The sequence below is a fragment of the Ruegeria sp. AN11 genome (assembly GCF_056536005.1).
The window spans coordinates 3478070-3503968 of record NZ_JBQFJD010000001.1; the positions used below are offsets into that span (position 1 = coordinate 3478070).

At 59.1% G+C, this 25899-nt stretch carries 18 protein-coding genes; 11 read left to right on the top strand and 7 right to left on the bottom strand.

What is annotated here, in order from left to right:
- Window positions 1-15 precede the first annotated feature (15 nt).
- The 4 genes from ACR3EQ_RS17290 to ACR3EQ_RS17305 all read right to left on the bottom strand — a co-directional run bounded on the left by ACR3EQ_RS17290 (window position 16) and on the right by ACR3EQ_RS17305 (window position 6979).
- On the bottom strand, window positions 16-3084 hold the full coding sequence (locus ACR3EQ_RS17290) for a virulence factor SrfB (protein ID WP_480491345.1): 3069 nt from the start codon (window positions 3082-3084) through the stop codon (window positions 16-18).
- 83 nt (window positions 3085-3167) lie between these two features.
- On the bottom strand, window positions 3168-4454 hold the full coding sequence (locus ACR3EQ_RS17295) for a hypothetical protein (RefSeq protein WP_170615830.1): 1287 nt from the start codon (window positions 4452-4454) through the stop codon (window positions 3168-3170).
- Between the two features lie 9 nt (window positions 4455-4463).
- Window positions 4464-6320 carry a S1C family serine protease gene (locus tag ACR3EQ_RS17300; protein WP_480491347.1) on the bottom strand — a complete coding sequence of 619 codons (1857 nt, stop codon included), beginning with the start codon at window positions 6318-6320 and terminating at the stop codon, window positions 4464-4466.
- Window positions 6320-6979 (bottom strand): hypothetical protein, encoded by a 660-nt coding sequence (locus ACR3EQ_RS17305; RefSeq protein ID WP_170615832.1) that lies wholly within the window; start codon window positions 6977-6979, stop codon window positions 6320-6322. Before ACR3EQ_RS17305 ends, ACR3EQ_RS17300 begins: the two co-directional genes overlap by 1 nt.
- A 225-nt stretch (window positions 6980-7204) precedes the next feature.
- Between ACR3EQ_RS17305 and ACR3EQ_RS17310 the strand changes: the two genes are divergently transcribed.
- Genes ACR3EQ_RS17310 through ACR3EQ_RS17340 form a run of 7 tightly spaced genes read left to right on the top strand, consistent with a single transcriptional unit; the run spans window position 7205 to window position 17451 of the window.
- A complete protein-coding gene (locus ACR3EQ_RS17310; protein ID WP_170615834.1) occupies window positions 7205-8254 on the top strand; it encodes a patatin-like phospholipase family protein in 1050 nt (349 codons plus the stop codon).
- 55 nt (window positions 8255-8309) lie between these two features.
- The gene (locus ACR3EQ_RS17315; RefSeq protein ID WP_170615836.1) at window positions 8310-9377 is read left to right on the top strand and encodes a response regulator transcription factor; all 1068 of its coding nucleotides are present in this window, start codon (window positions 8310-8312) and stop codon (window positions 9375-9377) included.
- Window positions 9374-10783 carry a sensor histidine kinase gene (locus ACR3EQ_RS17320; RefSeq protein ID WP_480491349.1) on the top strand — a complete coding sequence of 470 codons (1410 nt, stop codon included), beginning with the start codon at window positions 9374-9376 and terminating at the stop codon, window positions 10781-10783. The genes ACR3EQ_RS17315 and ACR3EQ_RS17320 overlap by 4 nt, the downstream gene beginning before the upstream one ends.
- Before the next feature lie 3 nt (window positions 10784-10786).
- Entirely contained in the window at window positions 10787-11344 is a 558-nt protein-coding gene (locus ACR3EQ_RS17325) for a hypothetical protein (RefSeq protein ID WP_170615840.1), read from the top strand.
- Entirely contained in the window at window positions 11341-13452 is a 2112-nt protein-coding gene (locus ACR3EQ_RS17330; protein ID WP_480491351.1) for a caspase family protein, read from the top strand. Before ACR3EQ_RS17325 ends, ACR3EQ_RS17330 begins: the two co-directional genes overlap by 4 nt.
- A complete protein-coding gene (locus tag ACR3EQ_RS17335; RefSeq protein ID WP_170615844.1) occupies window positions 13442-14080 on the top strand; it encodes a hypothetical protein in 639 nt (212 codons plus the stop codon). Before ACR3EQ_RS17330 ends, ACR3EQ_RS17335 begins: the two co-directional genes overlap by 11 nt.
- Window positions 14077-17451: a CHAT domain-containing tetratricopeptide repeat protein gene (locus tag ACR3EQ_RS17340; RefSeq protein WP_480491353.1), complete on the top strand. Its 3375-nt coding sequence runs from the start codon at window positions 14077-14079 to the stop codon at window positions 17449-17451. Before ACR3EQ_RS17335 ends, ACR3EQ_RS17340 begins: the two co-directional genes overlap by 4 nt.
- A gap of 74 nt (window positions 17452-17525) precedes the next feature.
- On the opposite strand, the gene ACR3EQ_RS17345 is transcribed toward ACR3EQ_RS17340, so the two are convergent.
- The 3 genes from ACR3EQ_RS17345 to ACR3EQ_RS17355 all read right to left on the bottom strand — a co-directional run bounded on the left by ACR3EQ_RS17345 (window position 17526) and on the right by ACR3EQ_RS17355 (window position 22318).
- Window positions 17526-18974 carry a peptidoglycan-binding domain-containing protein gene (locus ACR3EQ_RS17345; RefSeq protein WP_170615848.1) on the bottom strand — a complete coding sequence of 483 codons (1449 nt, stop codon included), beginning with the start codon at window positions 18972-18974 and terminating at the stop codon, window positions 17526-17528.
- Window positions 18975-19188: 214 nt separating this feature from the next.
- Complete coding sequence (locus tag ACR3EQ_RS17350) at window positions 19189-20478, bottom strand: peptidoglycan-binding domain-containing protein (RefSeq protein ID WP_170615850.1); 1290 nt, start codon at window positions 20476-20478, stop codon at window positions 19189-19191.
- A 304-nt stretch (window positions 20479-20782) separates the two neighbouring features.
- Complete coding sequence (locus tag ACR3EQ_RS17355) at window positions 20783-22318, bottom strand: SUMF1/EgtB/PvdO family nonheme iron enzyme (RefSeq protein ID WP_170615852.1); 1536 nt, start codon at window positions 22316-22318, stop codon at window positions 20783-20785.
- Window positions 22319-22556: 238 nt separating this feature from the next.
- Here ACR3EQ_RS17355 and rfbC point away from each other — a divergent pair, with 238 nt between their 5' ends.
- From rfbC to rfbA, 4 genes are read left to right on the top strand one after another with little or no spacing between them, the layout of a single operon-like run.
- A complete protein-coding gene (rfbC, locus tag ACR3EQ_RS17360; RefSeq protein WP_170615854.1) occupies window positions 22557-23123 on the top strand; it encodes a dTDP-4-dehydrorhamnose 3,5-epimerase in 567 nt (188 codons plus the stop codon).
- Entirely contained in the window at window positions 23120-24169 is a 1050-nt protein-coding gene (rfbB, locus tag ACR3EQ_RS17365; RefSeq protein WP_480491355.1) for a dTDP-glucose 4,6-dehydratase, read from the top strand. Before rfbC ends, rfbB begins: the two co-directional genes overlap by 4 nt.
- Complete coding sequence (gene rfbD / locus ACR3EQ_RS17370; protein WP_170615858.1) at window positions 24166-25020, top strand: dTDP-4-dehydrorhamnose reductase; 855 nt, start codon at window positions 24166-24168, stop codon at window positions 25018-25020. Before rfbB ends, rfbD begins: the two co-directional genes overlap by 4 nt.
- Window positions 25017-25889, top strand: coding sequence for a glucose-1-phosphate thymidylyltransferase RfbA (rfbA, locus tag ACR3EQ_RS17375; protein ID WP_170615860.1), 873 nt, complete (start codon window positions 25017-25019; stop codon window positions 25887-25889). Before rfbD ends, rfbA begins: the two co-directional genes overlap by 4 nt.
- The last annotated feature ends 10 nt before the right edge of the window (window positions 25890-25899 follow it).

The following is a 25899-nucleotide window of genomic DNA, read 5'->3' on the forward strand; positions in this document are numbered from 1 at the left end:
CATCTTCAAACCGGTTCAGACCTGGAACACGCCAGTGTCGATCCAGTATTCATCTTCGAACCCAAGGGTGTGCAGGCGCAGTATGACATCACTTGATTTCATCGCGCCGCCTTCGCCGTCTTCGACCTGATCGATCTCGAAGGCCTCGCGCATGGATTCCCGGCGCAGCTTGTCTTCGCTGGTTTCCCCATCGCTGTCGTCAAAGTCCGTCTTGCGCAGTTCGACCCGGATCGGCAGCGGGCGCGACTGGTTGCCGGTATCCGCAAAATCCAGCCGGAACAGCGGCGTGGTTGTCCAGCGGTCCAACGGCAACTGCCGTGATCCGATGTAGACTGGCGAATAGAGGTTCACGGTCGCGGTGTCATTGCTGGACCCATCCGTGTCCAGATCGACATCCGAGAACAGGATGCGTTCGTCCGGGATCTGGCCGTTGATGTCCATCTCACCGACAAACCGCGCGGTCGAGCGCATCTGGAACGCGCCGGTCGTGACCTTGAAATTCGGGATACGGTTTTCCGACAGCGCAATCAGCATACCGCCGACCGCAACGGTCGATTTCGGATCGCCGATCTTTTGCGAAACCGGATCCCGGAACGGGTACCAGCGCCCGGTCTTGTACTGGTGCATCGAGATCAGCCGGTGCGGTGACACAACCAGCATTTCCTCGACGATCGAGCGGATGGCCGGCAGGCGCGAGGGCCGTCCGGTCAGCAGCACGACGTCAACGCCCAGATGGTCGATCACCTCGCACATGTTGCCCAGAACGCGCTGGAACACCTCGCGGCTGATCGCGTCCACATCTTCGCGCGAGCTGGTCAGGACCAGATCGGCCAGCTTCCAGTCGCGTGCACCAAGGGCCGCCGCCGCGTCTTCGACATATGACAGGATGTCAGAGCCGACCTCGCGGCCGCCATTCGCATCGGGTGTCGGCTCGGTTGTTGGTGCTTCCGCTACCTCTTCTTCACCGTCAGGCCGATCTTCGGGATCAACCGGCTCGGGCATACCCAGAATGCGCGCCACGGGCAGGTCGAACCGGTCGAACTCTTCCGAGGTTTCGCAGTGGGCCAGAGTTGCCTCGGCCAGGGGCACAAGCACGCGCAGCGAGAATTGCCGGCGTCGCTGAACGGCCTGCTGATCCTGTCCGCCGATGTCGCCGCCGAACAGCTCGCGCAGCTTCTCGGCCACGTAGACGCCGCCTGCGGCTTCGATGGATTCTTGAATGCGTGGAATAATGATGGCGCTGACCACTCGGTGAACCAGGTCATCACCTGCGATGCGGAACCCTTCGCGGAATGTCTGCTCGGGGTGCAGAACCCGGTTGGCTTCGTTCCGGTAAGTGGTGATCATCAGGTCGGTTGTGCCACCACCCACATCAATGCTGGCCAGCCTCAACGACGGTTCCTCGGCCCCCGATGGAGACATGCGGGGCTTGCCCTTGAGGTTGATGAACGTATCGATGCGCCCGTCGAATTTCTGTGTCAGCTCGCTGTAAAGGTAAACAAGCTGGGTACACGACGCTTCGTCCCAGTCCACCATCACCTCGGGCTTGGTCGAATAGGGCTTCTGAGCACTGTCCAAACCCAATTGCTGCCAGATCAGGCCAAGCGCGCCTTGCGTGCGCGACCGGATGATAGCCTGTTCCTTGATCGGCGTGGCGGTTGGCAGGCTCAGGATGATGCGGTTCAGACGGCGTGGCAGATCCGATTGCGCCCGGCGGGATCGCCCGGCGGGATCGTTGATCTGGATCAGCGCGTGCGCAATGATCTCGCCCATCATGAACCCGAACAGCGAACTGCGCGAGAAGCGTGGCCGGATGGCCGGAGTGCTGGGTGTTTCGCCCCGGCGGCGCAGGCGTTGTTCTTCCTCGTACCGGACCTGCTTCATCACATCGCCCGCCTCATTGAGGTGGCGCATGGCAGATCGCACCGCCTTGGGCAGGTTGTTTGGGTCCATGTGATTGTGGAACCGCCAGTCCTGCTGCACGGCGGCGCTGTCCCATAGGTATCGTTTCGGTGACGAGAGACCGGACAGGGTTTCCGTCCCTTCCTCGCCCTGAACCAGCCGCACCGCTTCGGGGCCGATGCGCACAAAGCTGGGCCACAGGAACGCGTTGCGCCGCCCCGAACGACTGGCATAGCGATCATCGCCGAACCGGACATCGGAAAACTCGACCCGGCTGGGGAACAGACCGCTGTAGTAGAATTCCGGTTTGCTGAGATCGCGGATTTCCAGCGGGAAGGACCGCGCCAGATCGACACGTGTTTCACCCGGAAACTGCTCGATCAGAATGCCGCAGGTCCGGCTGTTGCCGACGTCCAGAACCAGATCGACATTCACCGGTGTAACAGCATCCCGCTCGCTGACGGTATTGGCAAAACGGACGGTCGGCGGGTTCGCGGTATTCTGTACGACCTGCAGATAAGCCAGGTATCGTGCCCAATGTTCGAACCGGTGCGGCAGGTCCTCTTCCGCGAAGCGGCGTCCGGGCCGTTCAGCGCGCTTGAAGTTGATGAATAGCTCCTTAAGCCACTCCGACACCCAGCGCTGATGATCCAGCATGTTGCCGTCTTCGTCCGTTTCGGGACGGCGCAGGAACCATCTCATGTCGTTGGGTTCGGTCACCAGTTTGAAATCGCGGGCCTTTTCGGCATCCGATTTCTCAGGCGCGATGTAATTCATGTCCTGCTGATGATCCACCAACGTGGTGTCCAGCGCGATCTGGATCCTGTGGGTATGCCCGGTTTCGGCGTCCGGTTCGGCCAGTTCGACGGTTCGCATACGCGCCCAGCTGGACGGGCCGGGGTCGAACTGCAATTCACCGGCATGGCCGCGCTGGCTTTTCTGGCGCAGGAAAGGCACCGGCACCCATTTGTCCAGAAACGGGTCCAGCGCCGCAGTTGGCCGAACCGAATATTCGTCGTCATCGTCTCGCCGCGCGTCCAGGATTTCGGCGTCGCGCGTGTCATCGCCGGACAGCGGGAACAGGGTCAGAATGTTCTCACCATCCTGCTCGCCCGTGACCCTTTCAATATATCGCAGAGGGCGCATTTCGAGCTTGGAAATGTCAAAGCCGAAATCCAGCATTTGAATTCCCGAAAACGGAATCAGAGTGATTTCCTCGCGCAAATTCGCGAGTTTGCGAATTTGTGGTTTCCGATCCCTGAGCATCAGTTTCCCTTTCCAACTTCGTATTGTTTGGTCCATGCGGGTTGGCCGCTTGTGACGGAACCATTGAATATTTTGGTCTCGACCCCGTCCTTGATACGCAATCGGAAGGATTGCGTGGTGCTTTGGCCGTGGGGGTCAAACAACGAGACTGCGATATTGTACGGTCCATTGGCCGGGGCGTCGAAATACATGCTTTCGATTGCGTTGGGCACGGCCGTACGAATGTCGTGATTACCGCCGATATCCAGGTTGCCACCGCAAGCCGCGCGGTTGTCGTAATTGATGATCTGATTGCCCGGGCACCGCACATCCATATGTAAGTCCGCAACCGAGTCCCACAGCAACGAAATCGTCAGTTTTCCTTCGCGTGCACCGCGTTCAGCCAGTCTTTCGCTGTCGATATCCGGAACCAGTTGCGCCCGGTCTTTCGGGTCGGGGATCGGCGCTGTTGCCTTGTCAGGCTGACAGGCGCGGTCGGCAATGCCGATGTCTTTCTCGAGGCTGGCGATCCGGTCGCGCAGCCAAAGTGTTCTGCGTTCTTCTTCGGATGCCTCCACACCCGGCGGCGGGCAGTAACTGGGCAAACCCGGAATGCGCAGGGCGCAGGCTTCGACCATCAGATACAGGATGGCTGCGATCATCAGCATCAGCAGCAGCCAGCCAAACCACATCAGCCACCACAGGTTTAACGGACCACGATCAGCCGCCGTGGCCTGCGCTTCTCCGGCGGATGCCGGTGCCGCTGCAGCAGTGGCCGCAGCAACCGCTGCCGCCTTTTCCGTGGCTTTCTTCTGTGCTCTTGCAGCCCCCTCCTTGCCACTCAGGTCGCCTGCAACTGCAGCCTGATTGTCCGAGACCCAAGCCCAGTTCAACAGCACGGGCTGACGTGTTTCGCCATCCGTCAGCACGTAGACGCAATCGTCATCGGGATAACGTGTTGCGTTGGACAGGGCTTCGCCAAGCCGCTGCTGGTCTGGGTCGTTGCTGTCCAGCAGGGATTGGCCCAATTCGCGGATGTCCGACAACAGGCCCTGAAGGTCCGCGTCGATGGCGGCGCGCTCCTCCTCTTCGAATGTGTCCAGCCTGTTGGGTTTGCCGCCCGTCACGGCATACCAGTCGAACCGATCCCCGTACTGGGTCGCCACCGGTTCGGCAAACAGGGCGGCGTGACGTTCGCCCAATTTGTCCCGAACTGTGCCCGAAATCAGTTCGAATGACCGCTGCGGTGCCGTTCCCAGTGGGGAAAGCCCTTGCGTCGACGTATTTGCGAGGAAAGCTTCAAACATCGTTGCGGCTCACTCGGATTTGGGCGTCAGCGCCGGCAGTTTCGGAAGCGCGTTGGTTTCCGGGGCGGGGCTTTCAGGTGCCGCCCCCGACGCCTGTGCGGTTTCCGGCGGCAGCGGGCGCTGAACCTGCGGGGCGCAGGTTTGTGTCACAACGGCGGGAAGCGCGCCTGTGTCGGCAAGAAAACGCATCAGGTCGCCGGTAGACAGCGCGAAATTCAGGCTGCGCATCGGGCCGACTTTGACAAAGGTATTCACGCCAACCAACCGGCCGCACATATCAACCAGCGGACCGCCCGAATTACCCTTGGAAATCGGCGCTGAATGCACAACCACTTTGGTTTGCGGTGGCAGTGTCTGTTCGGCCGATACAGTGCCGTCTGTGACTGCCAATTCCGGAACGGCGGTTCTGTCACCGGACCGGAGTTGTTGGAAATTCGCGTCACTTTGCAGCAGATCACCCGGGTAGCCTGCGGCTATAACGGATTGCAGGCGCAGCGATTCCGCGGAATCCAGCACGTTGAACGAAGGCTGTTGTGCGCCTTGAACACGCAGCAGCGCAAAATCGCCACCCGTGGACTGGAACGGGCCAAATGTCTTGAGAACCTGCGCTTCTCTCAGTGAACCCAGCGCATTGTTGGTTACATAAATCGTCGCACCCGGAGATGCGATAACGTGGTGATTGGTGACCAGAAGGTCCGGGCCCACAAAGAAACCTGTCCCGCTGCCCAACCCTTCCGGGGACGGGGCGAGGACCATGGCTGTCCGCTCCTCGATATAGGCAAGCAGCGATTTGGTGTCCTTGGGGTTATCGGAATCCTGAATTTTCACGCGCTCCGGATTGGGGGGAAGAATAGAGGTTCTGTCAGCGGGGCGCACTGCGCCGGGTATGTCGGCGCGGTCATTCGGATCGGGCGGCAGCAACCCTTCGATCGTGCGACCGTTGGGCATCAGCAAGGTGCCATCCGCTTCGCAAACCGCGCCATCCAGCGCAAACTGCAGGTCTGCCAGACGCTGTTCCAGCGACTTGTTGGTGCTAAGAACCGCCGCAAGTGCAGCCTCGTCAGTGACCGCGCGGTCTTTGGCAAGGTCCGGGAAAATGCGATTTCCGGGGATCAGCAGCCAGATCAGGACGCCGCTGGCCAGCAGAAACAGCAACAGTAACGGCAGCCAGGCCCAAAGCGGCACCCGCTGCGGTGTTGCCGATGCCTGAGAAGGCGGAGGCGGCGGTGTTGGATCGGCCGTTGCGGCTGCTGCTGCGACAGGAGCCGCCGTGGCTGCCGCTGCCGCCGCGTCTGGCGCAGGAGTTGCTGGGGCAACAGCCTGTTTCTGCGCGGCCATTTCCTGCGCTTCGCCTGACGACAAAGGCGGTGCAGAAGGCAGGGGAAGAAAACGCCCCAGAGTTTGCGCATAGTGTTTCGCGCGGGTCTCGGTCTCGCGGCTGGCTCCGGCGGGCAACATGCCCCAGTTGATGATGACCGGTGTTCCGTCCACGGACCAGACATCGTTCATGTCAGGGATATGAAGGGCGCTGCCAATCAGGCTTCCGGTCTGCTCGTTGCCCAAGGCGGCCTGAAGTGGCGCCAGCCTGCGGGTCAGCTCCTGCCCCAGCGCGTTCTGCGCGGCGTCATCCAGACGATTGAACGGCGTCGCATTTCCCTTGATGTCGGTATACCACGACACCGACGGAGCCACCTGATCGTTTCCCCGGCTGAGCAGCGGTTCGGCAAATAGGTGCGCCGTTTCCTCACCCCCATGCGCGGTGAGCGCGTCCAGCAGAGCCGGATAGGCCTCAATCGCAAGCTCGTCTCCAGCCTCAAGGCACTGGCCCAGTTCGATTTGCGTCTTAGTCAGAAAGTGTTCAGCCATCAGTTGCCCCTTGCGGGTCGGCGGAATTCGACGGTTGTCGAACTGCCGACTTCTGGTTGCGTCACGACACAGCTGGCCGTGCCGGATTCATTCAGTTTACAGCTGCTGTTCAGGCGGTAGATGTATCCGCCGTCGCTGCATTGCAGGTTGCCGGGTTCGTCGATAATCAGCGATCCATCAGCTGCGAACGCGCCGGTCACCGGTCCGGCGCAGCTGTTGCCGTTATCGGCGCGCATTTCTTCGCGCCCATTGCCACTGGCGTCGAAACACATGGTCCACTGGTTGTAATCAGTCTTCACGCCGGTCCGTCTGTTGGTGGTCACAAACCGGGAATCCAGTTCCCAGCACCCTTCCAGCAATCCGATACGCTGATTGTCCCAGTCCTGAGGGTCGATCTTGTCGGGTATCGGGGCCAAATCGGGCAGCGCGGCCTGTTGCGGGGCCTTGGGTTCGCACTGCAACAATGCAAGCTCGCGTTCGTGCCGCAAAATGCGATCGACCAGTTCCTGATTTTGTCGTTCGAGTGCCGCCAGCCTCTGTTCAGCCTGCTCGGCCTTGTTAACCGGGCACCAATCCAGCCAGGTTCCTGCGACCCGATCATTTGCGCCGCATGCAGGAACAAGCGCGGCGGCAGACCAGGCAACAATCGCGATCAACACACCAGTCGTCAAAAATGCCAACACAGCCCGAAACAAAAGAAAAATAGCCCCCTACAAATTGAAGATAAGTAAACGTGACTCATAACTCATGGTCAACGCAAATCTCAGAATTTGACCAGTTACAGAACTTGTCACACAGCCACGCTTACAAAAGCTGTCATTTCAAACTTCTAACCGCAGAGCCTACCATTTTAGGCAATGGTAAAATCGTCCGGAGAATTCGAGATGTTTGACTTTGAAAACACAGCAGGACCAGTTACCGAAAGTTCACTGTTGTCCGTTTCCGGAGGCGGTTTGCTGGGCGTTATCCCGGCCGCCATGTTGCTGCGTATCGAGGCCCTGGGGAAAGAGAAATATGGCCCCCATTATCGCCTGTCCGACAGCTTCGATTCCGTGTCCGGATCCTCGACGGGGGCAGTGATTGCCGCCGGCATCGCTCTGGGCCTTTCCGCTCGGGATATCGCGGATTTTTATTTGCAGGATGTGCCGCGCGGTTTCAAACGGCGCAAGCGGGCTGTACCGCTCTTGCAGGACATCTTCGACGGCGATCTGCTGCACAGCTTCTTCGAACAGCGCACGCAGGGGCGGCTGCTGGACCGCAACGATCTGGAATGCGACCTGACATTGCTGGCCAAAGACCTGCAGCGCGGGAATTCGATCGCGTTTACAACGATTGACTACGGTGTGGACCGTGTATTGTCCGCCGAAATCCGATGCGAAAAACTGCCTCTGTCCGACCTCTTGCGCGCAAGCACTGCAGCCCCGGGTCTGTTCTCGCCGGTGTCCATGACATTGCGCGGCGTGGGCGAGACCCGTCTGGTGGATGGCGGCTTTAGCCTGTTCAATGATCCGTCTTACCTGCTGACCCGTCTGACCCGGGCTCGTGGTGTGCAGCGCATTGCATTGACCTCATTGGGTACGGGCAGTTCGCGCCCTGTTTATTCGGGCAATTCCCTGACAGACAAAGTGTCAGTCTTCAGGGCCTTCCGTGGCCTCTTCGGCCTGATCAAGGATGGCGAGGCGCTGTCTCGGGAGCTGATGCGCGATATGGCAGACATGTTAGGTTCGGGATTGCAGCACACCCATTACGACATGAGCCTGACCCGCGACACCTTCGATGCGCTTGGTTTTAAACTTGAGCCCGGTGAACTGCGTAACATGCGTAAAATCGCGGATTTTTCGGGGAAGGAAAGGCTATTTGAAGCAGCGCAACTGTTGGCCGAAGCAACGATTGTTGAGCCTCTGCCGTTGGTTGGAAACCTGCAGGCAGCCTAGGGAATTGACAGTTCAAATCATATCGTCCCCAATCGGAGAAAACGGATAGTACATCATGAATACTGTAGATGTTTCATATTTGGACGGTGTTCCGGAAAAGAAAGCTTCACGCATTGCCATTCTGGATGCGCAAAAGCTGATCATCGGCGACGAGGGTGCGACAGTCACTGTTCTGGACGTTGAAACCCTGACGGATGACCAGGCGAATGAGCGTCTGACACAGGTTGCACAGAACGCGGCACGGGTTCTGGTTCTTTTTTCTCTGTCCCACGGGGTCAGTTTTCGCAATCGCCGGGACGAGCTGATTGCGCTTGGCGCGGACGACGTCATGTCGGCCACCGGGGCGGATGATGAGTTCCTGACACGGGTGCAGGCGCTTCGGCATCAGGCGCAGCCTCCGCGCGTACTGATTGTGGAAGATGAAGAGGAAATCGGAGACTGGGCGGTGGATGTCCTGCGCGAGGCCGGTATGGACGCCATGCGTGTACGCACCCTGAAGGATGCGCAGAACAGGTTCGAAGCTGGACCGGTTGACGCGCTGGTCGTGGACCGCGGCCTGCCGGATGGGGACGGGCTGACCTTCATCTCGCGTTTGCGTGACCTCGGCATCCGAATTCCGGCCCTGTTGTTCACCGCACTGGATTCCATCGAAGAACGTATCCGCGGGCTCGAGACCGCGCGGGCAGATGACTACATCTGCAAGCCGGTTCACGAGGGCGAGTTGCGCGCACGCGTTCAGGTGCTTTTGCGTCCCTTGGTCTCGGAAGAAACGATGGTGTTTGGCCCGCTTGAGATCAGCCGCAAGGACAGGATCGTCCGGTGGCGCGGCGCGCGTGTCGAACTGCGGCCGAAAGAATGTGAAATGCTGATCTACCTGGCCGAGCGCGACGGCCTGCCGATCCCCAAGCGGATGATCTATCTGGACGTTTGGCAAAAGACGTTCATGGATGTCGGCTCGAACCCGGTGACGGCGGCCCGGCACCGGCTGGTGCGCGATTTCAAGTCCGCCCTGGATTCGCGCGGCGAAACGTACCCGGAATTCCTGGAAACCGATGGGGATGCCTACGTTTTCCGGTCCGAGGCATTGCTGCGCATTCCCGCTGATGAAAGCCCGGATCAGTGATCCACCTGATCGGAGAAAACCCGAAACTGTCCCGCATGGTAACGGGACAAGGGCTGTTTTACGCGGCGCTTGGTGTTTTCCTGACATTGGCGGCAATATTCTGTCTATCCGTATTCTCGGCGGCAGACAGGGCGGACCGGCAGACCCTAAAAAGCGTCGAAGCGCAGATGCTGCGTATTCTCGAAGACAGTGGCGTCAGTGGGCTGGCCACCGCGTTCGATCGGTCACGCAACATAGTTCTGCCGGGCACCGACCGGCTGGAACTGGCGATCTGGCAGATCAGCGGAGATCGCAGGCGCGTTCTGCTGGAAACAACACCGGGCGCAGCCAGCGCCCTTGAGCACGGGCAGGGACATGCGTCGCTGGATGGGGCCGACTTTGAAACCAGATCGGTTGATGTTGCAGCGGCCTCACAGGACTGGGCGCTGCCCGTTGGGGATGTGGCGCTTGTCTTTGGAATTGAATCGCCCAGTTTCGAAACCCAACGCGCACGTTGGCTGGCGCTTGCCATTGCCGGTGTCTCACTTGTCGTGTGCGGTTTGATGATCCTGTTGCAGATCGCCCATTGGCAACGGTACCGACGCAGTCTGCAACGGGTGAACCGGTTGCTTGAGCGGTATTCTTCGGGCGAGACCGGCATTCGGTTTGAAGATGAAACGCCCGCGCCGGAATTGCGCGAGCTGGGGCGCCAGTTGAACGAAGCGCTGCCCAAGATTGACGGGCTGTTCGCAGATTTGCGTGCCCTGTCCGCCCATCTGGCGCATGAGTTGCGGACACCGCTTCAGAATATTCGCAGCGGCATGCGGAAGCTGCTGAATGCACAAAACGCGCAGGATAGGCAGATGCACGCACAGCGTATCGACATGGGAATAGATGCCGCTGACGCCCGCCTGCAATCCATCATGCAATTGTTCCGGCTTCAGGCCGATGCGGATATCCGGCTGGAACCTGACGTCCCGTTGGGGGATCTGCTGGAAGACCTTGTTTACGATTTCGAAGAAGACCTGCAGGCAAACGGGCGAAGTCTGGTTCAGCACATAGACAAGTCGCTACGTGTCACCGGCAACTCGCATCTTCTGGAACTCATGCTGTCGAACCTCTTGTCCAACGCCGTAAAATACGCTGCCGCAAACAGCGAAATCCGGGTCGAGCTGACCGGGGATGCGAAACGGTTCGACCTGAAAATTTCCAATGCCGGGGCCTTGTCGCAAGGCTTTACCGAGCACGCGTTCGAGCGTTTCGCGCAAGGTCCCGAGCATTCCGGTATTACCGGGTATGGGTTGGGTCTGGGGTTGGTGAAGGCGATTGTGCAGAAACATGGTTTTTCGGCCAGCCTTGTGGAAGATGCAGAAGGCGGGCGGGTCGTTGCATCGGTATCCGGCGCGGCATCGGGCGGGGGAGGGTAGGCCATGATGAAGGCAAAAGTGTTTTCAGCCTTTCTTGTGATCGTCCTGCCAACGGGAATGCAGGCACAACCAGACAGTGCGGCGGCCCGGGTCTCTGCCGGTCTGGTTCTTGCCGACTGGGCCGTATCAACTGAAAACGCGCCCCTGTTGCTAACCGCGCTCGAGATTGTTTCCGCACACGCCCCCAAAGGCGAAACCGCAACGCAACTGCAAAACCGCTATCAGGCCGAGGCGCGGTTTTTGATGCGAGGGGACAAAGAACTGGGTGAGCGGTTTGATCGTTTGATTAGCAATACCTCGCCTGAGTCTTTGCGAAACACGGTTTGGATTGTCCCAGGCGGCAGTCGGTTCGCCCCCCCACAGGGGCAGGGTGTTGCGTCCTTTGCTTCCGCAACAGGCGTCTCAGCGCGGCAGGTGTTTGGTCTGTCGGGGGCGTCCTGCCGACGTGAGGCGCAGAACTGGAACTGTGTGCCTGCAGGCCTGCAAGGTGAGATACACATCAATCATGTGCCGGGTGGCCCTGACTGGGTCGTCATTGAAACCCGGCCTGTAGACCCATGATCCGCGTTTTTCTGTTAGCGGGATGTATTCTGTCGGCCGGTGCGGCCGTCGCTAATCCCGACCGCAAAGCGCTGTTGATTGGCGTGATGAATTACACTGCTGATCTGGCCCGCCTGGGTGGAGCCCTGACCGGACCGGGCCCGGACGTGGCGCTGATGACGCAGGTTTTTGCTGGCAAAGGTGTTCCAATAGAAAAGATTTCAGTGCTGTCGGATTCTCCGGAACTGACTGAAACTGAGGGTGTTTCTATCGAAACTCCAACGCGCGCCAATATTCTGGCCGCGCTGGATCGGTTGGCAGCAGAGGCGCAGGCGGGCGACAAGATAGCGATCTACATGGCGGGCCACGGTGCGCAGATTGCGTCCGGTTCGGACACATCCGAGGTGGACGGGCTGGATGAGGTTTTCTTGCCCTCGGATTTTGCATTTGATGCCGATGACGCGCCGGTCAATGTTGTCCGGGACGATGAGATCGGGGCCAGAATAGACCGGATGATCGCCGCCGGGGCGAATGTGTGGCTGATTGCGGATACCTGTCATTCCGGCAGCTTTCGGCGGGGTGAGACAGCCGTTGCGCGCTTTGTCGATCTGAGGCCCGTCAAGACAGTCAGCCCGGTTGCCGAACCACTCGTGGACCTGTCGAAAGCCAGTACTCTCGCACCCGGTCACTTTACCGGCTTCTATGCTGCCGAGGCTGGATCATTGGCCTACGAGTTGAAACCGCCGGGTTCGCCAACGGTTCATGGTCTGCTGACATGGGCGCTGGCCAGTGCGTTGCGAAGTGCCGAAGCCCCCACATATTCAGAACTGGCCAGACAGGTTTCCGCGACGCTCTGGGATATTGGCTGGGGGCGTGCAGACCCCCGGTTTGAAGGGGCTTTGGGTACAAAGCCCATGCTTTCTGAGGGTATCGGAGTGTCGGACCGGTTTGCCGTCTCCATTTTGGACCTCGTTGTTGTCGAGGCTGGTGTCATCGATGGCGTTACGACAGATACGGTGTTTTCAGTCGAGGACAGCGATGGCGCCTTGCTGTTCGATGTGTCGCCAACCGAAGTGACGCTGACCCAAGCCACTGCCCCGCTTCCGGAAACCACCCGCGCCACACTGGATGAGAAGATCAAAGCCGAGGGTCTGGACCCCGAACAGTTCCGAATGCGCTGGCTTCAGCACCGCGCGCCCCGCCTGGCCGCAAAGGTTTCTTCGCGCCCGACAGATCTTTCGCTGGCAGTAGGGCTGTCGCTGCTATCTGCTGGCTCGCAATTTGAGGAGCAGATTGCTCAGATTATCTCGGACCTGCAGCCACGGTTGCGCCTTGATCAGAACGATCCGGACATTCAAATCGTCGCCAATAAGGACCGGCTGGTGCTGCACCCCGTTCCCGACGGTGCGCGCGATGCGCTGTCTGTTCCGTTTGATGCGACCCAATTGCCTCTGCTGGAGCAGATGTTGCAGCAGGCCGCAAAGTCGCGCGCGTTGATCTCGGTTGCGGCGATATTGCAGACCAGCCCCTTGTCGCACGGGATCACCGCCAGTGCCCGTCGCATCCCCGGTGAAGCAGACGAAGAATTTGTATGTCAGGAGGCTTTGGCGGTTCAGGTTGAGCCGAAGTTCGCACCTCAGGGCATCCTGCAGGTTGGCCACTGTGACACAGTGTTGGTCTCCGTTCACAATCGCAATCCCTGGCCGGTTGATCTGACGCCCCTTTATGTCGCGCCGGACAATAAGGTGTATTTCCTGTCGGGATACAGGGATGCCGAAAAAGGCGGCTGGCGCATAGGGGCAGGAGAGACCGATACCCTGCGCTATACCGAAGCCACGCGTGGGCCGGATGGGGCAGTGCTGGCTACTGGTCAGATGCATGTTTTGATCCTGGCCGAACGCGGCAAACCTGGGTCGGACCCGGTTGACTTTCGTTATTTACAGGACGAACGCGCACCGCCCGCAACCCGATCTGCGCCTGCCAACTCGCTATCCTCGCTTTTGACCGAAGCCGGATTCGGGCTGGCCAAAACCCGTTCCGTCGGTGAAACTGTTATCAAGCAAAGCGGTGCCGTTATTATTCCGCTGAAAACCGTTGCAGAGGTGGGGGCCGAACGCGGTGCGCAGTAAAGTCAACATTGCGGTTCTGACTGTTTTGAGCCTGATGTTCCTTGGTCAGGGTGGATCGGCCGAGGCGGCCGACCTGCGCAAAAGCGCCCTGGTTGTGGCAGAATGGGCCGTTGAAGCAAACGAACCGCAGGCCCTTGCCAGCAGTCTGGCTGTGTTGCTTGAGGAAGGCGGCACTCTGGACCAGGACGATCCGTTCTCGGTCTTGCCTTTAGCCGACGCGCTGCGTGACATGCCCGGAGGAGCGGATTTGCTGGACGCGGTTCTCGAAACCGGATCCCGGGGTCAGCTTGGTGGCGCCGCCCGTCTGGACCTGTTGCTTGCGCCAGGGGAAACTCATGAAACGGACGTTTTTCTTGTCGGCTCGGAAGTAACGTGGATCGAGGCTCGCTTGTGGCGCGGGTCTGGTGGGGCTGATATCGACGTTGAACTCGTGGGCTCGGACGGAACCAGCATCGCCGCAGACATCAGCCCGCAGACCGGCATTGAAGGGATTGCGGCGCTGGTGGATGTCTGGATTGACAGTTGCGTCAACGCGACGTTGCGGATCACGAATGCCGGCGGCAGTCAGGGGCGCGTCGCGTTGTTTGTTCCACAGTCGCCCCATCAAGATTGCGAGGCGCCGGGTTGATCGGCATCCGCCTGCCCGGCGCTGTTTTCGCGCTATTGCTGGCTCTGGCCCTGCCGGTCGTCGCCCAGAACCAGAACTCTGCCGAATTGGAAGCGCTGCAAAACCGAGCCGGTCAGGCCTTCGTTGCACAGGATCATGCCACGGTCCGGGAACTTGTCAGGCAGATGGAACCCATGATCGACCGGGGCCTGCGCACCGAAGGACGGAACGGGGTCGCGCAATATGGGATACTAGGAGAAATCCTGTTCGGCATCGGCGACAGGGAAGACGCATTGCACGCCTACACCAAATCGGTCGACGCAGCCCGGATTGAGGGTCTGTGGCTTCAGCGAGACGGGCTGTATGTCCGCTATGAATACGGAAGTCTTCTGCAACTGCTCGGACACCACGAAAAAGCGCTGAGTGTCAGCTCAGAGCTGCTGCGGGATCTTGAACAACTGGGTTTGTTAAACAGCGCTGCAGGTTTGGATACCGGTATTCTGGTTGGCGCAATTCTTCTGGATACAAACCAGCTGGATGGCGCCCGGCAAATGTTTGAAAACATGGTCGGGATCGCGCGGGAACACGACACGGAAGGCCGCAAGCTGCAAGTGGCATTGAACGGTTTGGCCAATACCCTGAACGCGATGGAAGCCTATGAAGCAGCGCTTGAACCTACACGTGAAGCGTCTGAACTGGGCAAAAGATTAAACGCGGTTGACAGCGAGTCCCACCTTTACGCGCGGCTGCGATACGGAATTGCGCTGGAGCGTGTTGGCAGACTGGATGAGGCGCGATCCGTTACTGAGGACGTTCTTGCCTCGGCGCAGGGCAAACTGCCTCAGGGGCACGAGATTATTCAATGGGCGCGCCGAACGCTGGAGGATATCGAACGCGCGGAGGGGCGGAAGTTCGCAGCCCGCGAGTTGAACCGGCAAATTGCGGATGATGCCTTGTCCAGCGAGGATCCTGCTCAGCGTCTTGCTGCGCTGCTGGCGCTGGCCGGACATGATTTGGCTAATCTCGAGTTCGAGAGTTATGAGGCCAAAATGATGGCGGCGCTTGAACTGATCGTCTCGGACCCGGGTGCGGTCCCTGAACGGCAGCAGGCCCAAGTCTATTTCGCAGTGGCCGATCACCTGGTGAATTTCCGCCAGAACTTCAAAGGGGCCAAGCCGCTATATGCCCGATCCATCGATATCCTGACGCGTGAACTGGGACCGGATCACCGCGAAACCCTGCAAGTCCAGGCCCGCAGGTTGCAGGCCAAGGACAAGGAAATTCAGGCCAACGTCGCCTTGGACCGGCCCAAGGAGGAGCTTGCGTTCTGGGATGGAACAGAGGCGGGAAAGAAACCCACGGCCTCGGATCTGGAAATGCTGCGCCGACTGGCCGCCGCAGAGGAGGCGCAAGGCAAGCGGCTTGAGGCTTATGCATCACAACTCAACTATGCCTTTTTCCTGCAAGAAGCCGGACAAATTGAAACCGCGCTGGCAGTCATAAGAAACCAGATCGAAAAGCGGGAAGGAGAACAGCGGACGGGTTCCATACCCGATCTGGACATCAACTACCGATTGGTGGACGCGCATGGGTCGGCACTGCTCAAAGGCGGGCAATTCTCTGCTGCGGCAGCCGTCTTCCAGAATGGAACAGTCGACCTGTTGAACTATCTGCGCGGGTTTCAATGGCTGGAAGGGATAGCGGGCGGGGCAAAAGTATACCTGATTGGCCAGGTGTATGGTGAGTTGTTCGCCTCATCAGCGCTCAAGGCTGCCGAAACCGGCAGTGAGCAGGAGAAGAACCTCTATGTTCAGATGGCCTTTGAGGCCATGCAACTGGCGGGTTACGGCCCCGCCTCTGTCGCTGTGGCCCGTGCGGCGATCCGGGACAAGGCGCAAAACCCCGATCTGGTTCAACTTGCGGCGCAATGGCAGAAAGCGACTTTGGCCCAGCGGGTCGGGAACGATGTTCAGAATTCGGATCTGGACCGTCTGCGGTCCCGGATGTCGGCACAGTTTTCCGAGTACTTCGAATGGCAAATCCCTGCGCCGCTGACGATGGGCCATATCCAGCGCGAGGTAATCGCGCCGGATGAGGCTGTGATCATGATCCTGACAGCCACAACCCAGAGCGCGCATAAGAAAGGGATCAAAGGGCTGGTTCTTGCCGTGACCCGGGACGGCGCGGCGATGGTTGAATTGCCTCAGAAGTGGAACGTTCTGGTGCAGGACATACTTGATCTCCAGCGTACGCTTGACCCGAAGTCGCCAGAGCATATGGCCCAATTGCGGGCGCCGCTTGCCAACGTGCAGGGCGCGTCGGGCGCCGCAGCGACGCGGTATGCCGCCCCGTTTGCTTTCGATGCCGCAGAACGACTGCACAAGACGTTTTTCGGATCGCCGGAAATAGCTGATCTGATTGGTTCCAAGTCGACCTGGACGTTGGTCCCCTACGGTGAAACGCTGAGCATACCTTTCGCGGCCCTGATCGTGGATGACCCGGGCCGACATTTGCAGGACCGTCGCACCGCAAAGGACCTGCGCGAAATACGCTGGTTGGGGCATGAGCGCGCGCTGCGGGTTGTGCCGTCCGTCGCGGCCCTTGAAAACCTGCGAAAACGTCCCCGGGTCCCCGAGCAACCAGCCTCCAGGCTGGCATATGTCGGATTTGGCGACCCTGCGTTTCAGGGGGCGGAACTGGCGGCCTTGCCTCAGACAGACATCGTTATGCGCGGATCGGTCTCGCAACGAGCAACCGCAGTACGCGCGCTTCCGCGTTTGCCGGGCACCCGGCGCGAAGTTGAAACGCTGGCAGGGTTGTTCGGAGAGACCCGCAGCGACATTCGGTTGGGTTCCTCAGCAAGCGAAGCGGAAATCGTTGCGCTCAACAACCAAGGCAAACTGGCGCAGGCGCAAATTCTGCATTTTGCGACGCATGGGTTGTTGTCGGGCGCGTTCGAAGGGTTGGCCGAACCCGCATTGGCGCTGACGCCAGACGCGACTGCCCCGGCGCAAGGAAGTTTCACTGGCGATGGCCTGTTGACCGCCTCCGAGGCCGCGCAGCTCGATATTGGTGCCGACTGGGTCATTCTGTCGGCCTGCGACACGGCAGGGGAAGATTCGATCGGCGGCGAAGGTCTGGGGGGGTTGGTTCAGGGCTTTTTCTCAGCTGGCGTGCGCAATATGCTTGTTTCGCATTGGCGCGTAGATGATCGCGCCGCCGAGGCGCTGATTACCCGCACCGTGACCGCCTCGCAAAATCAGACCAGCAAGGCCGAGTCGCTGAGGCAGTCGATGAAATCTCTTTTTGACGACACGAGCCGCGATCAGACCCAACTGCCGAATTCCCACCCGTCGATCTGGGCCCCGTTCCTGATGATTGGCGCAGGCTGACGGTTGACCTGCGCCACAAAAGCAAACGGGCCACCTGATCAGGCGGCCCGTTTGCTTTTTTTGGCAGTTGTAGCTTAGTCCTTGGGCGTCAGTAGCGGCAGCGTATTTGCAACCGGAACCACCCTGGGCAAGCTTTGCCCGTTGTTTCCTGCACGCTGGTTCTGTACCTGCAGTGCAGAACGGATGACCTGAACCCGTTCGGTTGTCGTGCTGGGGACGAAAACAGGCGTTGCACCGCTTTCCAGTGAATCCATCGCGTTCACATACCACGGAACCGCTGCCGCAGGGGTCGCCGGCACACCGAACCCTTCACGCAGGTGGTGCCCAATCAGCTCTCCGTAAGGAGCCTGACCCGCAGCCATCATTGTCAATGCGCCAGCCAGAGCCATTTCGGCATCATCCAGACGATAACCGATGCCCAGGCAGATCTGGCCATAGACGCCCATTGTTGCGGCGTCGCTCAGACCCAACTGGGTGGCGGTCGATTGCACCGCCGGCATGACCTGTGCCTGATCCGTTGTGGGCAGGCCGGACATGACGTCGGAGTACCCGCCTGCAATCTGGCTGCACAGCTCCGTCATCTCGTTTTCGGACACCGCGTATTGCGACGCGAGCGATCCACCTTGCGTGATGGCAAATCCACGTGCTTCGCAGAACTTTTCGCTTAGTGCCTGGTTCGGATCTGTCATGTTCGACGCCTGAACCACACCGCCCTGAATGCGCGTTGTCTGGTCAACCAGTTCACACCGCGCAGCGGCGGATACAGTGGGCTGACCAACCGGCTTCAGGGGCTTGAGCTTTGGCACCGTGCCGCCATTGCCGATAACCTGACCGCCACCCTGCTGGGGCTGGTCGGGAATGACCGCCTGCGGGACCTGCTGGCGTGGTACCTGGTTCAGGGGCTGCGCAGCTGCGGCCTGAGTGCCATTGTTGGCCCACGGGTCAACAATGCCGTTGTTGTTGGTGCCATAATTGGGAGTATTTGCACCGTAGTTCGGCCCGGCATTGTCGCCATAACGTGCGGCATAATTGGGGTCACGACCGATGTTCAGCAATCCGCGCGGGCCTTCAGCAGCCATCGTACGGGGATAAGCGCCACCGGCACCTGACTGATACTGCCGCCATCCATTGACCAGGTTCTGACGTTCCCAATCCGAAAGCTGGCCGGTCTGGGGGTATCCCATGTAACCCTGATAATCACGGATCGCAGCGCGGCTGCGGTTTCCCATCACGCCGTCGACCGTTCCCGCATTCCAGCCGAAGCCGTTCAGCGCGCTCTGAACCTCACGGTTTTGCTGCCGCTGGGCAGAATTCACCGTCGAGCGGCGCGTTGTCGTCGTTTGGCTGCGTTTTTTGTTTTTGTTGCAGTTGATTGCGCCTGTAGCGCACCCAAGGATCACAGCGGCACCGCCGCCGATAATCACATCTGCCAAATCTGCACTTGCGCGGCTGACGCCCGTGGTAATCATCAGGGAGACCAGCAATGCGCCGCCGACGGAATTATTTAAAATATGACGTGGCATCTTTAAGTCACCTCCTTACCCAAAATCTATATCGCTATTCTTACTTAAACATGTGATTCAGTGCATGTTACAAAAAATGTCACCTGTTTGCACCCATGCAATTGAGCATTGAAAACAAATAATTTTAGGACGCCGAGGGTGGGGATGGCGCCCTAAAACTTCGACAATTCAGGCGTAATGACCCTTAATGTCGAAACAGTATCTCGATAAATCGTCAATTACCTGCCGACCATTGGGCATTTACGGGAACACCGTGAAGTGCAGCCTGCGTTTCCGCGATTTGCATTGCCTTGCGGATTACGCTGATGCGATCCTGTGTGGCGCTGGCCATGAAAACGGCCGGCGCACCATTTTCCAGTGCCGTCATCGCGTTCGCATACCACTCGACCGACGCCTTCGGAGCTTCGGCCGTGCCGAAACCTTCCCGCAGGTGGTGGCCAACCAGTTCGCCATATGCAGCGTGGCCGGATGCGGTCAGTGAAAGGGCACCGGCCAGCGCCATCTCTGCGTCGTCCATGCGATACCCCATTCCTGTGCAGATCTCGCCATAGTCCCGGGCAATCTGGGGCATATTCAGCCCAAGCGTAGCATTCGCATTCCGCGCGCTGTCCAGGGTGGACTGCACCGGCGTTCCGGGAAGAGCACTGATTGTGCCCGAGAATGTGGCTTTGATGTGATTGCAGATTTCCGTCATTTCGGTTTCGGAAACTGCGAAATGGGACTGCGAGGACTGTCCCAAAGTAATGACAAGCCCGCGTGCCTCGCACAGTTTTTCACTCAGCGCCTGATGATGATCGGTCACATTGTCCGCGTGGATCAGTCCGCCCTGGATTTTCGAGGTGGCATCCACCAGTTCGCAACGCGCGGCCACAGATTTGACGGGTGTGCCTATGCGTTTGGGCAGTTCGCCGATGATGGGTGGCGGGGACGATTTGTTCGGATCGACAATACCACCGTCTAAGGGTTGTGGCGATGGGTATGGCTGCGGCTGCTGCCCGTCGCCATAATGCCCAGCATAGCCGGGGTTGCGTTCAAGCTTCAGCAGGCCACGTGGGCCTTCGGCGGCCATTAGACGGGGATATGCGTTGCCCGCGCCAGCCTGATACTTGCGCCATGCGTTGATCAATGTATCCCGTTCCCACTGAGACAGGCGTCCGTTGGCGGGATCGCCCATGAAGTATTGATAATCGCGGATGGCTGCGCGGCTCCGGCGGCCCAATACTCCGTCAGCGTTTCCGACCGGAAAGCCGAATGTGTTCAAGGCGTTTTGCACGTCGCGGTTTTGTTGACGTTCTTCCTCGCTTAGAACGGGCGTTGGGACCGGCTTTCTGCCGGGAGGTCTTGGTTTGTTTCTTGGGCAGATGTTTGGATTGGCGAGACATAACAGCATCGCTGTACCGATCACTTCCTTCGCGCCCGCGTTTGCGCGTTCAACCGATGCTGTCATCAACATGGATGCGGCCAATGCGCCGCCCAGCGTGTGTTTGAAAATACTGCGTGCCATTGTCGACCCCCTAAGCAAAAAACTATCTGGGACCAACGCTAGCCAGCGCCGTTCAAAATAGCCCGTTACAAAAAATGTTATCGCTCAGGATCGGAGGGAAGTTCGAGCTTTGCGGTTTCTTTTCAAAGAGTTGGTTTTATTCTTCGGTTTTTTGGCCTCAAGTCTGACCCATAGCGCAAACATGCATTAGGGCACCAAGGGACGGAGCGTGCCCGGATTTTTTGCCCGAAACAGCTTTTTGTCATTCAGATTTGCGGGGGCCGCTCAGCCAAATGAATGGGTCCACAAACCGCACAGGTTCACCCTACTGAATAGCGATCAGCAGCAGTTGATCTTTCTCCATGTCCGGTTCTTCAAGATAAAGCCCCATATCCGTCCAGAACCGGTTGAGCATTGCCAAAAGCTGCGCCTGTTCCGCCTGGGCCAGATCCTGCGCCAGCCCTTCATAGGCGCGTTCACGGATTTCTGCTTCGACGTCGGAACCCAAGGTCTCAAGCGTTGCCCGGTAAGACAGCAAGTACGTATCCCGGCTTGCCCGCAAGGCATCCAGCCGGTCGAGGTTCAGGTTCAATGTCTGCATCAGTTGGGTGCGTTGATTGCCGACCGTGACCTTGATCGTGTCCAGCAGGCGCAGGCTGTCCCGTTCCAGTTGCTGAATTTCGCGGCTGCCTTCGATCAAGGTCTCCACGAAAGCTGCCCCGCTCAGAAGTGTGGATTTTGCGGCTTGAAACAGGGATTCCGCAGCCTGTTCCCGCGCGATGCGAAATTCCAGCTGAAGATCGCCCAAGGCAGATTTGCGGCGGGGGTCCACTTCCTCTTCCAGCAGCGCGTTCAGGGTCGCCAGTGGGTCAGATTGCTCTTCCGAGGACCGATCAGCCTCTTGCGTCCAGCCATCACGGATCGCGTCATAGCGGTCTTCGGATACCACGGCGGCACTGATGACCAGCCTGACACCAAAGTATTCGCCGGCCAGAGCCTGTCCATTCAGGCTGCTGTACATCGGGTATTCATTACGGCGCGCGGTGTAGATTTGCGCGTCTTCCTGATCGACCGAACCGCCACGCGTGACCAGTCCGCCAGACTGGCCGTGACTGCGCCCGATGGCATTCAGGCGGAACGGTTCAAGCATCAACTCCTCAACATTGCCATAGATATCCAAAAGGCCCAGCGGGTTGGGTTTCCGTCGCGCTCCGATGATGCTGAGCTTGGTGCTGCCGCTGCCAGGCGCCAGATAGGCGGCGTAATCGGACAACGTCCCTTCGGAAAAGAACCTGCGGGCGGCAAAAACCGAGGCGTCTGCTTTGGCACCGCCACGGGCGGCGTATTCCCATTCAGGTTCAGTTGGTAGCCGAAGAAAGCCGGTGCGGTCACCCTGCCGGGGCAGGCTGTCGCGGGCGTTCTGCATCAGCCATTCGGAATAGGCGCGCGAGAGATCCACGGCTTCGAACCAGCTTAATCCGCCTTTGGCCCGGGCTTCGACCGGCTTGAAGCCGCCGTCGCAATTCATGTTGATGGCGCGGTACTGGGCCTCATTCAATTCGTACCGGGCAATATAATAGTAGCTGACACTGTTTTCGGGGTCGTCGAATGCCCCGCGCAGATAGGTGGGCTTGAGGTAGTCCGAAAAAGCGGTATCGGCGTCAGACTGCCCCATACGAAAGGGTCGGTCCGACAACGGGCGGGCGATATCGACCGGCACGTTGACTTTCTGAAAGGCCATGCCACCGCCACAAGGCATCGGCAAGACCAGATCCGCAGGGCCGTGCAACTGGCTGGAAGGATCGATCAGAATGGGGGGCCATGGGGCGTCGCTTGCCCAAGCCGAAGACAGCCAAGCCATGAAAAAACACAGGCTCAGTCGAGCAGATACGGGCAAAATCGGAACTCCCCAAAATTCTGTAACCACCCTGCATCGGGCAGGAGACAGTTTTGCACAGATGAAACAGATTGCAACTGAGGCCGTCCGGTGGTTCTTGCCGAAATCACGTTCGCGTGGTGGTAATTCCACATCAGGCGGGTTAGAGGGTGGGCAACCGACAAACCGAACATTTGCGATTGAAACGGCAGGAAGTTTTTTGATGCAGATAGAAGATACTTCATTAGAAGGTGTGAAAATCCTTACACCAGCACGCTTTGGCGACAACCGTGGCTTCTTTTCCGAAAGCTGGAACCGGAAGCGGATGGAGGATGCAGGGCTGAACTTCGAGTTTGTTCAGGACAATCATTCGGTATCTGCAACGGTGGGAACGCTGCGCGGGCTGCATATGCAAACACCGCCTCACGCGCAGGACAAGCTGGTGCGCTGTGGGCGCGGACGGTTGTTTGATGTGGCCGTCGATATTCGCAAGGGCAGCCCGACCTATGGGAAATGGGTGGGCGTTGAACTGAGTGCCGAGAACGGCAAGCAACTGCTGATCCCGGCCGGGTTCCTGCATGGTTTCGTCACCCGTGAGCCGGACACCGAGATCGTCTACAAGTGCTCGGACTACTACGCCCCGGACTGCGACCGCTCGGTCCGGTTCGACGATGCCGATATCGGTATCGACTGGGAGCTGGAAATTGATCCTGTGCTGAGCGCCAAGGATGAAGCGGCCGTGACACTGGCGGCTTTGGACAATCCGTTTGTATATGAAGGTCAGAAATGAAAATTCTCGTGACCGGCGGGGCCGGGTTCATTGGATCCGCAGTTGTTCGTCAGGCCATTCGTGACGGGCACAGCGTGGTCAACCTGGATGCGCTGACATACGCGGCGTGTCTTGAAAACGTGGCCAGTGTGACCAACCACCCCAATTACAGTTTTGTGCAGGCCGATATTCGTGATCGCGCAGCCCTGGACAAGGTGTTTGCAGAACATGAGCCGGACGCGGTCATGCACCTGGCGGCGGAAAGCCACGTTGACCGCTCGATCGACGGGCCGGGCGATTTCATCGAAACCAACATCACGGGCACCTATCAGATGCTCGAAGCTGCAAGAGCCTACTGGACACGCATGGGTCAGCCCGCGGCGTTCCGGTTTCACCACATCTCGACGGATGAGGTTTATGGCTCGCTGCCTGCTGACCCGCAGGTTCAGTTCACCGAAGAGACGTCCTACGACCCCCGCTCGCCCTATTCCGCTTCGAAAGCGGCAAGCGACCACCTTGTTCGCGCCTGGGCCGAAACATACGGCCTGCCGGTCGTGCTGACCAATTGTTCGAACAATTACGGGCCGTTCCATTTTCCTGAAAAGCTGATCCCCGTGATCGTCCTCAATGCTCTGGCGGGCAAGCCGCTGCCGATCTACGGGGATGGTTCGAACATCCGTGACTGGCTGTACGTGGAAGATCACGCGGATGCGCTTCTGCTGGTAGTGCAAAAGGGGCAAGTTGGCCGCACATACAACATCGGTGGCGAAAACGAGCGCACCAATCTGGAACTGGTCAAAACCCTTTGCGAAATCCTTGACCGCAAACGTCCAAAAGACAGCGGGTCTTACGCAGACCAGATCACCTTTGTAACCGATCGCCCCGGCCATGACGCACGGTATGCCATAGACCCGACCCGCATTCGCAATGAGTTGGGTTGGAGCCCGTCCGTAACCGTCGAGGAAGGGCTGGAAAAAACCGTCCAGTGGTATCTGGACAACGAAGACTGGTGGCGCGCGCTGCAAAACCGCGACGGTGTTGGTCAGCGACTGGGGACGGGAAAATGATCCTTGTCTTTGGAAAAACCGGGCAGGTCGCCCAGGAAATCGCCCTGAATGCGGGCCAGCGCGAGATCGTGTTTCTTGGCCGCGATGCAGCGGATTTGACCAACCCGGAACAGTGCCAGGCCGCCATCGAAACGCACCGGCCGCAAGCGGTGATCAATGCCGCAGCCTATACCGCCGTGGATCGGGCTGAAGATGAGGCCGAGACAGCAATGGCCGTCAACGGCACAACGGTTGGGGCCATTGCCCGGACCTGTTCCGCGCTGGGCATTCCGTTGGTGCATATTTCGACCGATTACGTATTTGACGGCTCGGGTGAGGCCCCGCACCGGCCGGAAGATGCCACGCACCCGATCAACACCTATGGCCGCACAAAGCTGGCTGGTGAAACGGCGATCCGGGCGAGCACCTGCCGCCATGCCATAATGCGCACCTCGTGGGTGTTCTCGGCCCATGGCAACAACTTTGTCAAAACCATGCTGCGCCTGTCTGAAACCCGGGATGCGCTGAACGTTGTAGACGATCAGATTGGCGGCCCGACCCCGGCTGCGGACATCGCGCGGGCCTGCCTGCATCTGGCCGACCGCCTGATGGCTGGTGAGATGGACAGCGCAACCCTGCATTTTGGCGGTTCACCGGACGTCAGCTGGGCCGGATTTGCGCGCGAGATTTTCTCGCAAGCCGGTCGGTCCGTGACTGTTACGGGTATTCCGACCTCTGACTATCCTACTCCGGCCAAACGGCCCCTGAATTCGCGAATGGACTGCAGCAGCCTGTCTGCCTGCGGTCTGGAACGCCCCGATTGGCGGGCCGGCCTGCGCGACGTATTGAACAGCAAAGAGATTTCATCATGACGAACCGTAAAGGTATCATTCTGGCCGGCGGCTCGGGCACCCGTCTGTACCCGATCACGATGGGTGTGTCCAAACAGCTTCTGCCGATCTACGACAAGCCGATGATCTATTATCCGCTGTCGGTACTGATGCTGACGGGAATCCGCGAGATCTGCATCATCACCACGCCCCAGGATCAGGACCAGTTTCAGCGCACGCTGGGGGATGGCAGCCAGTGGGGTCTGGAACTGACCTACATCACCCAGCCGTCGCCGGACGGTCTGGCGCAAGCCTATCTGCTGGCCGAAGAGTTTCTGAACGGCGCGCCGTCGGCGATGGTGCTGGGGGACAACATCTTCTTTGGCCATGGTCTACCGACCCAACTGCAAAAGGCCGATGCGCAAAGCACAGGCGGAACCGTTTTTGGTTATCGCGTGGCCGACCCGGAACGTTATGGCGTGGTTGGCTTTGATGCGACCGGCGCAGTGCAGAGCATCGTTGAAAAGCCCAAAGTGCCACCGTCGAACTATGCCGTGACGGGACTGTATTTTCTGGACGGAACCGCGCCAGAGCGTGCGCGGCAGGTCAAGCCGTCGGAACGCGGAGAACTTGAAATCACGTCCCTGCTTGAGACGTACCTGGACGACGGAACATTACGCGTCAGGCAGATGGGGCGCGGTTATGCCTGGCTGGACACCGGCACACATGCGTCATTGCTTGAAGCCGGAAACTTCGTGCACACACTATCGAACCGGCAAGGTCAGCAGGTCGGGTGCCCAGAAGAAATCGCGTTCGAACACGGCTGGATTTCGCAGGAGCAGCTTCTGAAACGCGCGGAATTGTTCCGGAAAACGGCATACGGAAGATACCTGCGCAATCTGGTGGACTAGTCCCATCGCG

Coding starts and splice junctions, on each gene's coding strand:
- ACR3EQ_RS17290 (WP_480491345.1), bottom strand. CDS start 3,084: ATGCTGGATTTCGGCTTTGACATTTCCAAGCTCGAAATGCGCCCTCTG.
- ACR3EQ_RS17330 (WP_480491351.1), top strand. CDS start 11,341: ATGATCCGCGTTTTTCTGTTAGCGGGATGTATTCTGTCGGCCGGTGCG.
- ACR3EQ_RS17325 (WP_170615840.1), top strand. CDS start 10,787: ATGATGAAGGCAAAAGTGTTTTCAGCCTTTCTTGTGATCGTCCTGCCA.
- ACR3EQ_RS17300 (WP_480491347.1), bottom strand. CDS start 6,320: ATGGCTGAACACTTTCTGACTAAGACGCAAATCGAACTGGGCCAGTGC.
- ACR3EQ_RS17345 (WP_170615848.1), bottom strand. CDS start 18,974: ATGCCACGTCATATTTTAAATAATTCCGTCGGCGGCGCATTGCTGGTC.
- ACR3EQ_RS17310 (WP_170615834.1), top strand. CDS start 7,205: ATGTTTGACTTTGAAAACACAGCAGGACCAGTTACCGAAAGTTCACTG.
- ACR3EQ_RS17355 (WP_170615852.1), bottom strand. CDS start 22,318: ATGGCTTGGCTGTCTTCGGCTTGGGCAAGCGACGCCCCATGGCCCCCC.
- ACR3EQ_RS17295 (WP_170615830.1), bottom strand. CDS start 4,454: ATGTTTGAAGCTTTCCTCGCAAATACGTCGACGCAAGGGCTTTCCCCA.
- ACR3EQ_RS17315 (WP_170615836.1), top strand. CDS start 8,310: ATGAATACTGTAGATGTTTCATATTTGGACGGTGTTCCGGAAAAGAAA.
- ACR3EQ_RS17350 (WP_170615850.1), bottom strand. CDS start 20,478: ATGGCACGCAGTATTTTCAAACACACGCTGGGCGGCGCATTGGCCGCA.
- rfbC (WP_170615854.1), top strand. CDS start 22,557: ATGCAGATAGAAGATACTTCATTAGAAGGTGTGAAAATCCTTACACCA.
- rfbD (WP_170615858.1), top strand. CDS start 24,166: ATGATCCTTGTCTTTGGAAAAACCGGGCAGGTCGCCCAGGAAATCGCC.
- rfbA (WP_170615860.1), top strand. CDS start 25,017: ATGACGAACCGTAAAGGTATCATTCTGGCCGGCGGCTCGGGCACCCGT.
- rfbB (WP_480491355.1), top strand. CDS start 23,120: ATGAAAATTCTCGTGACCGGCGGGGCCGGGTTCATTGGATCCGCAGTT.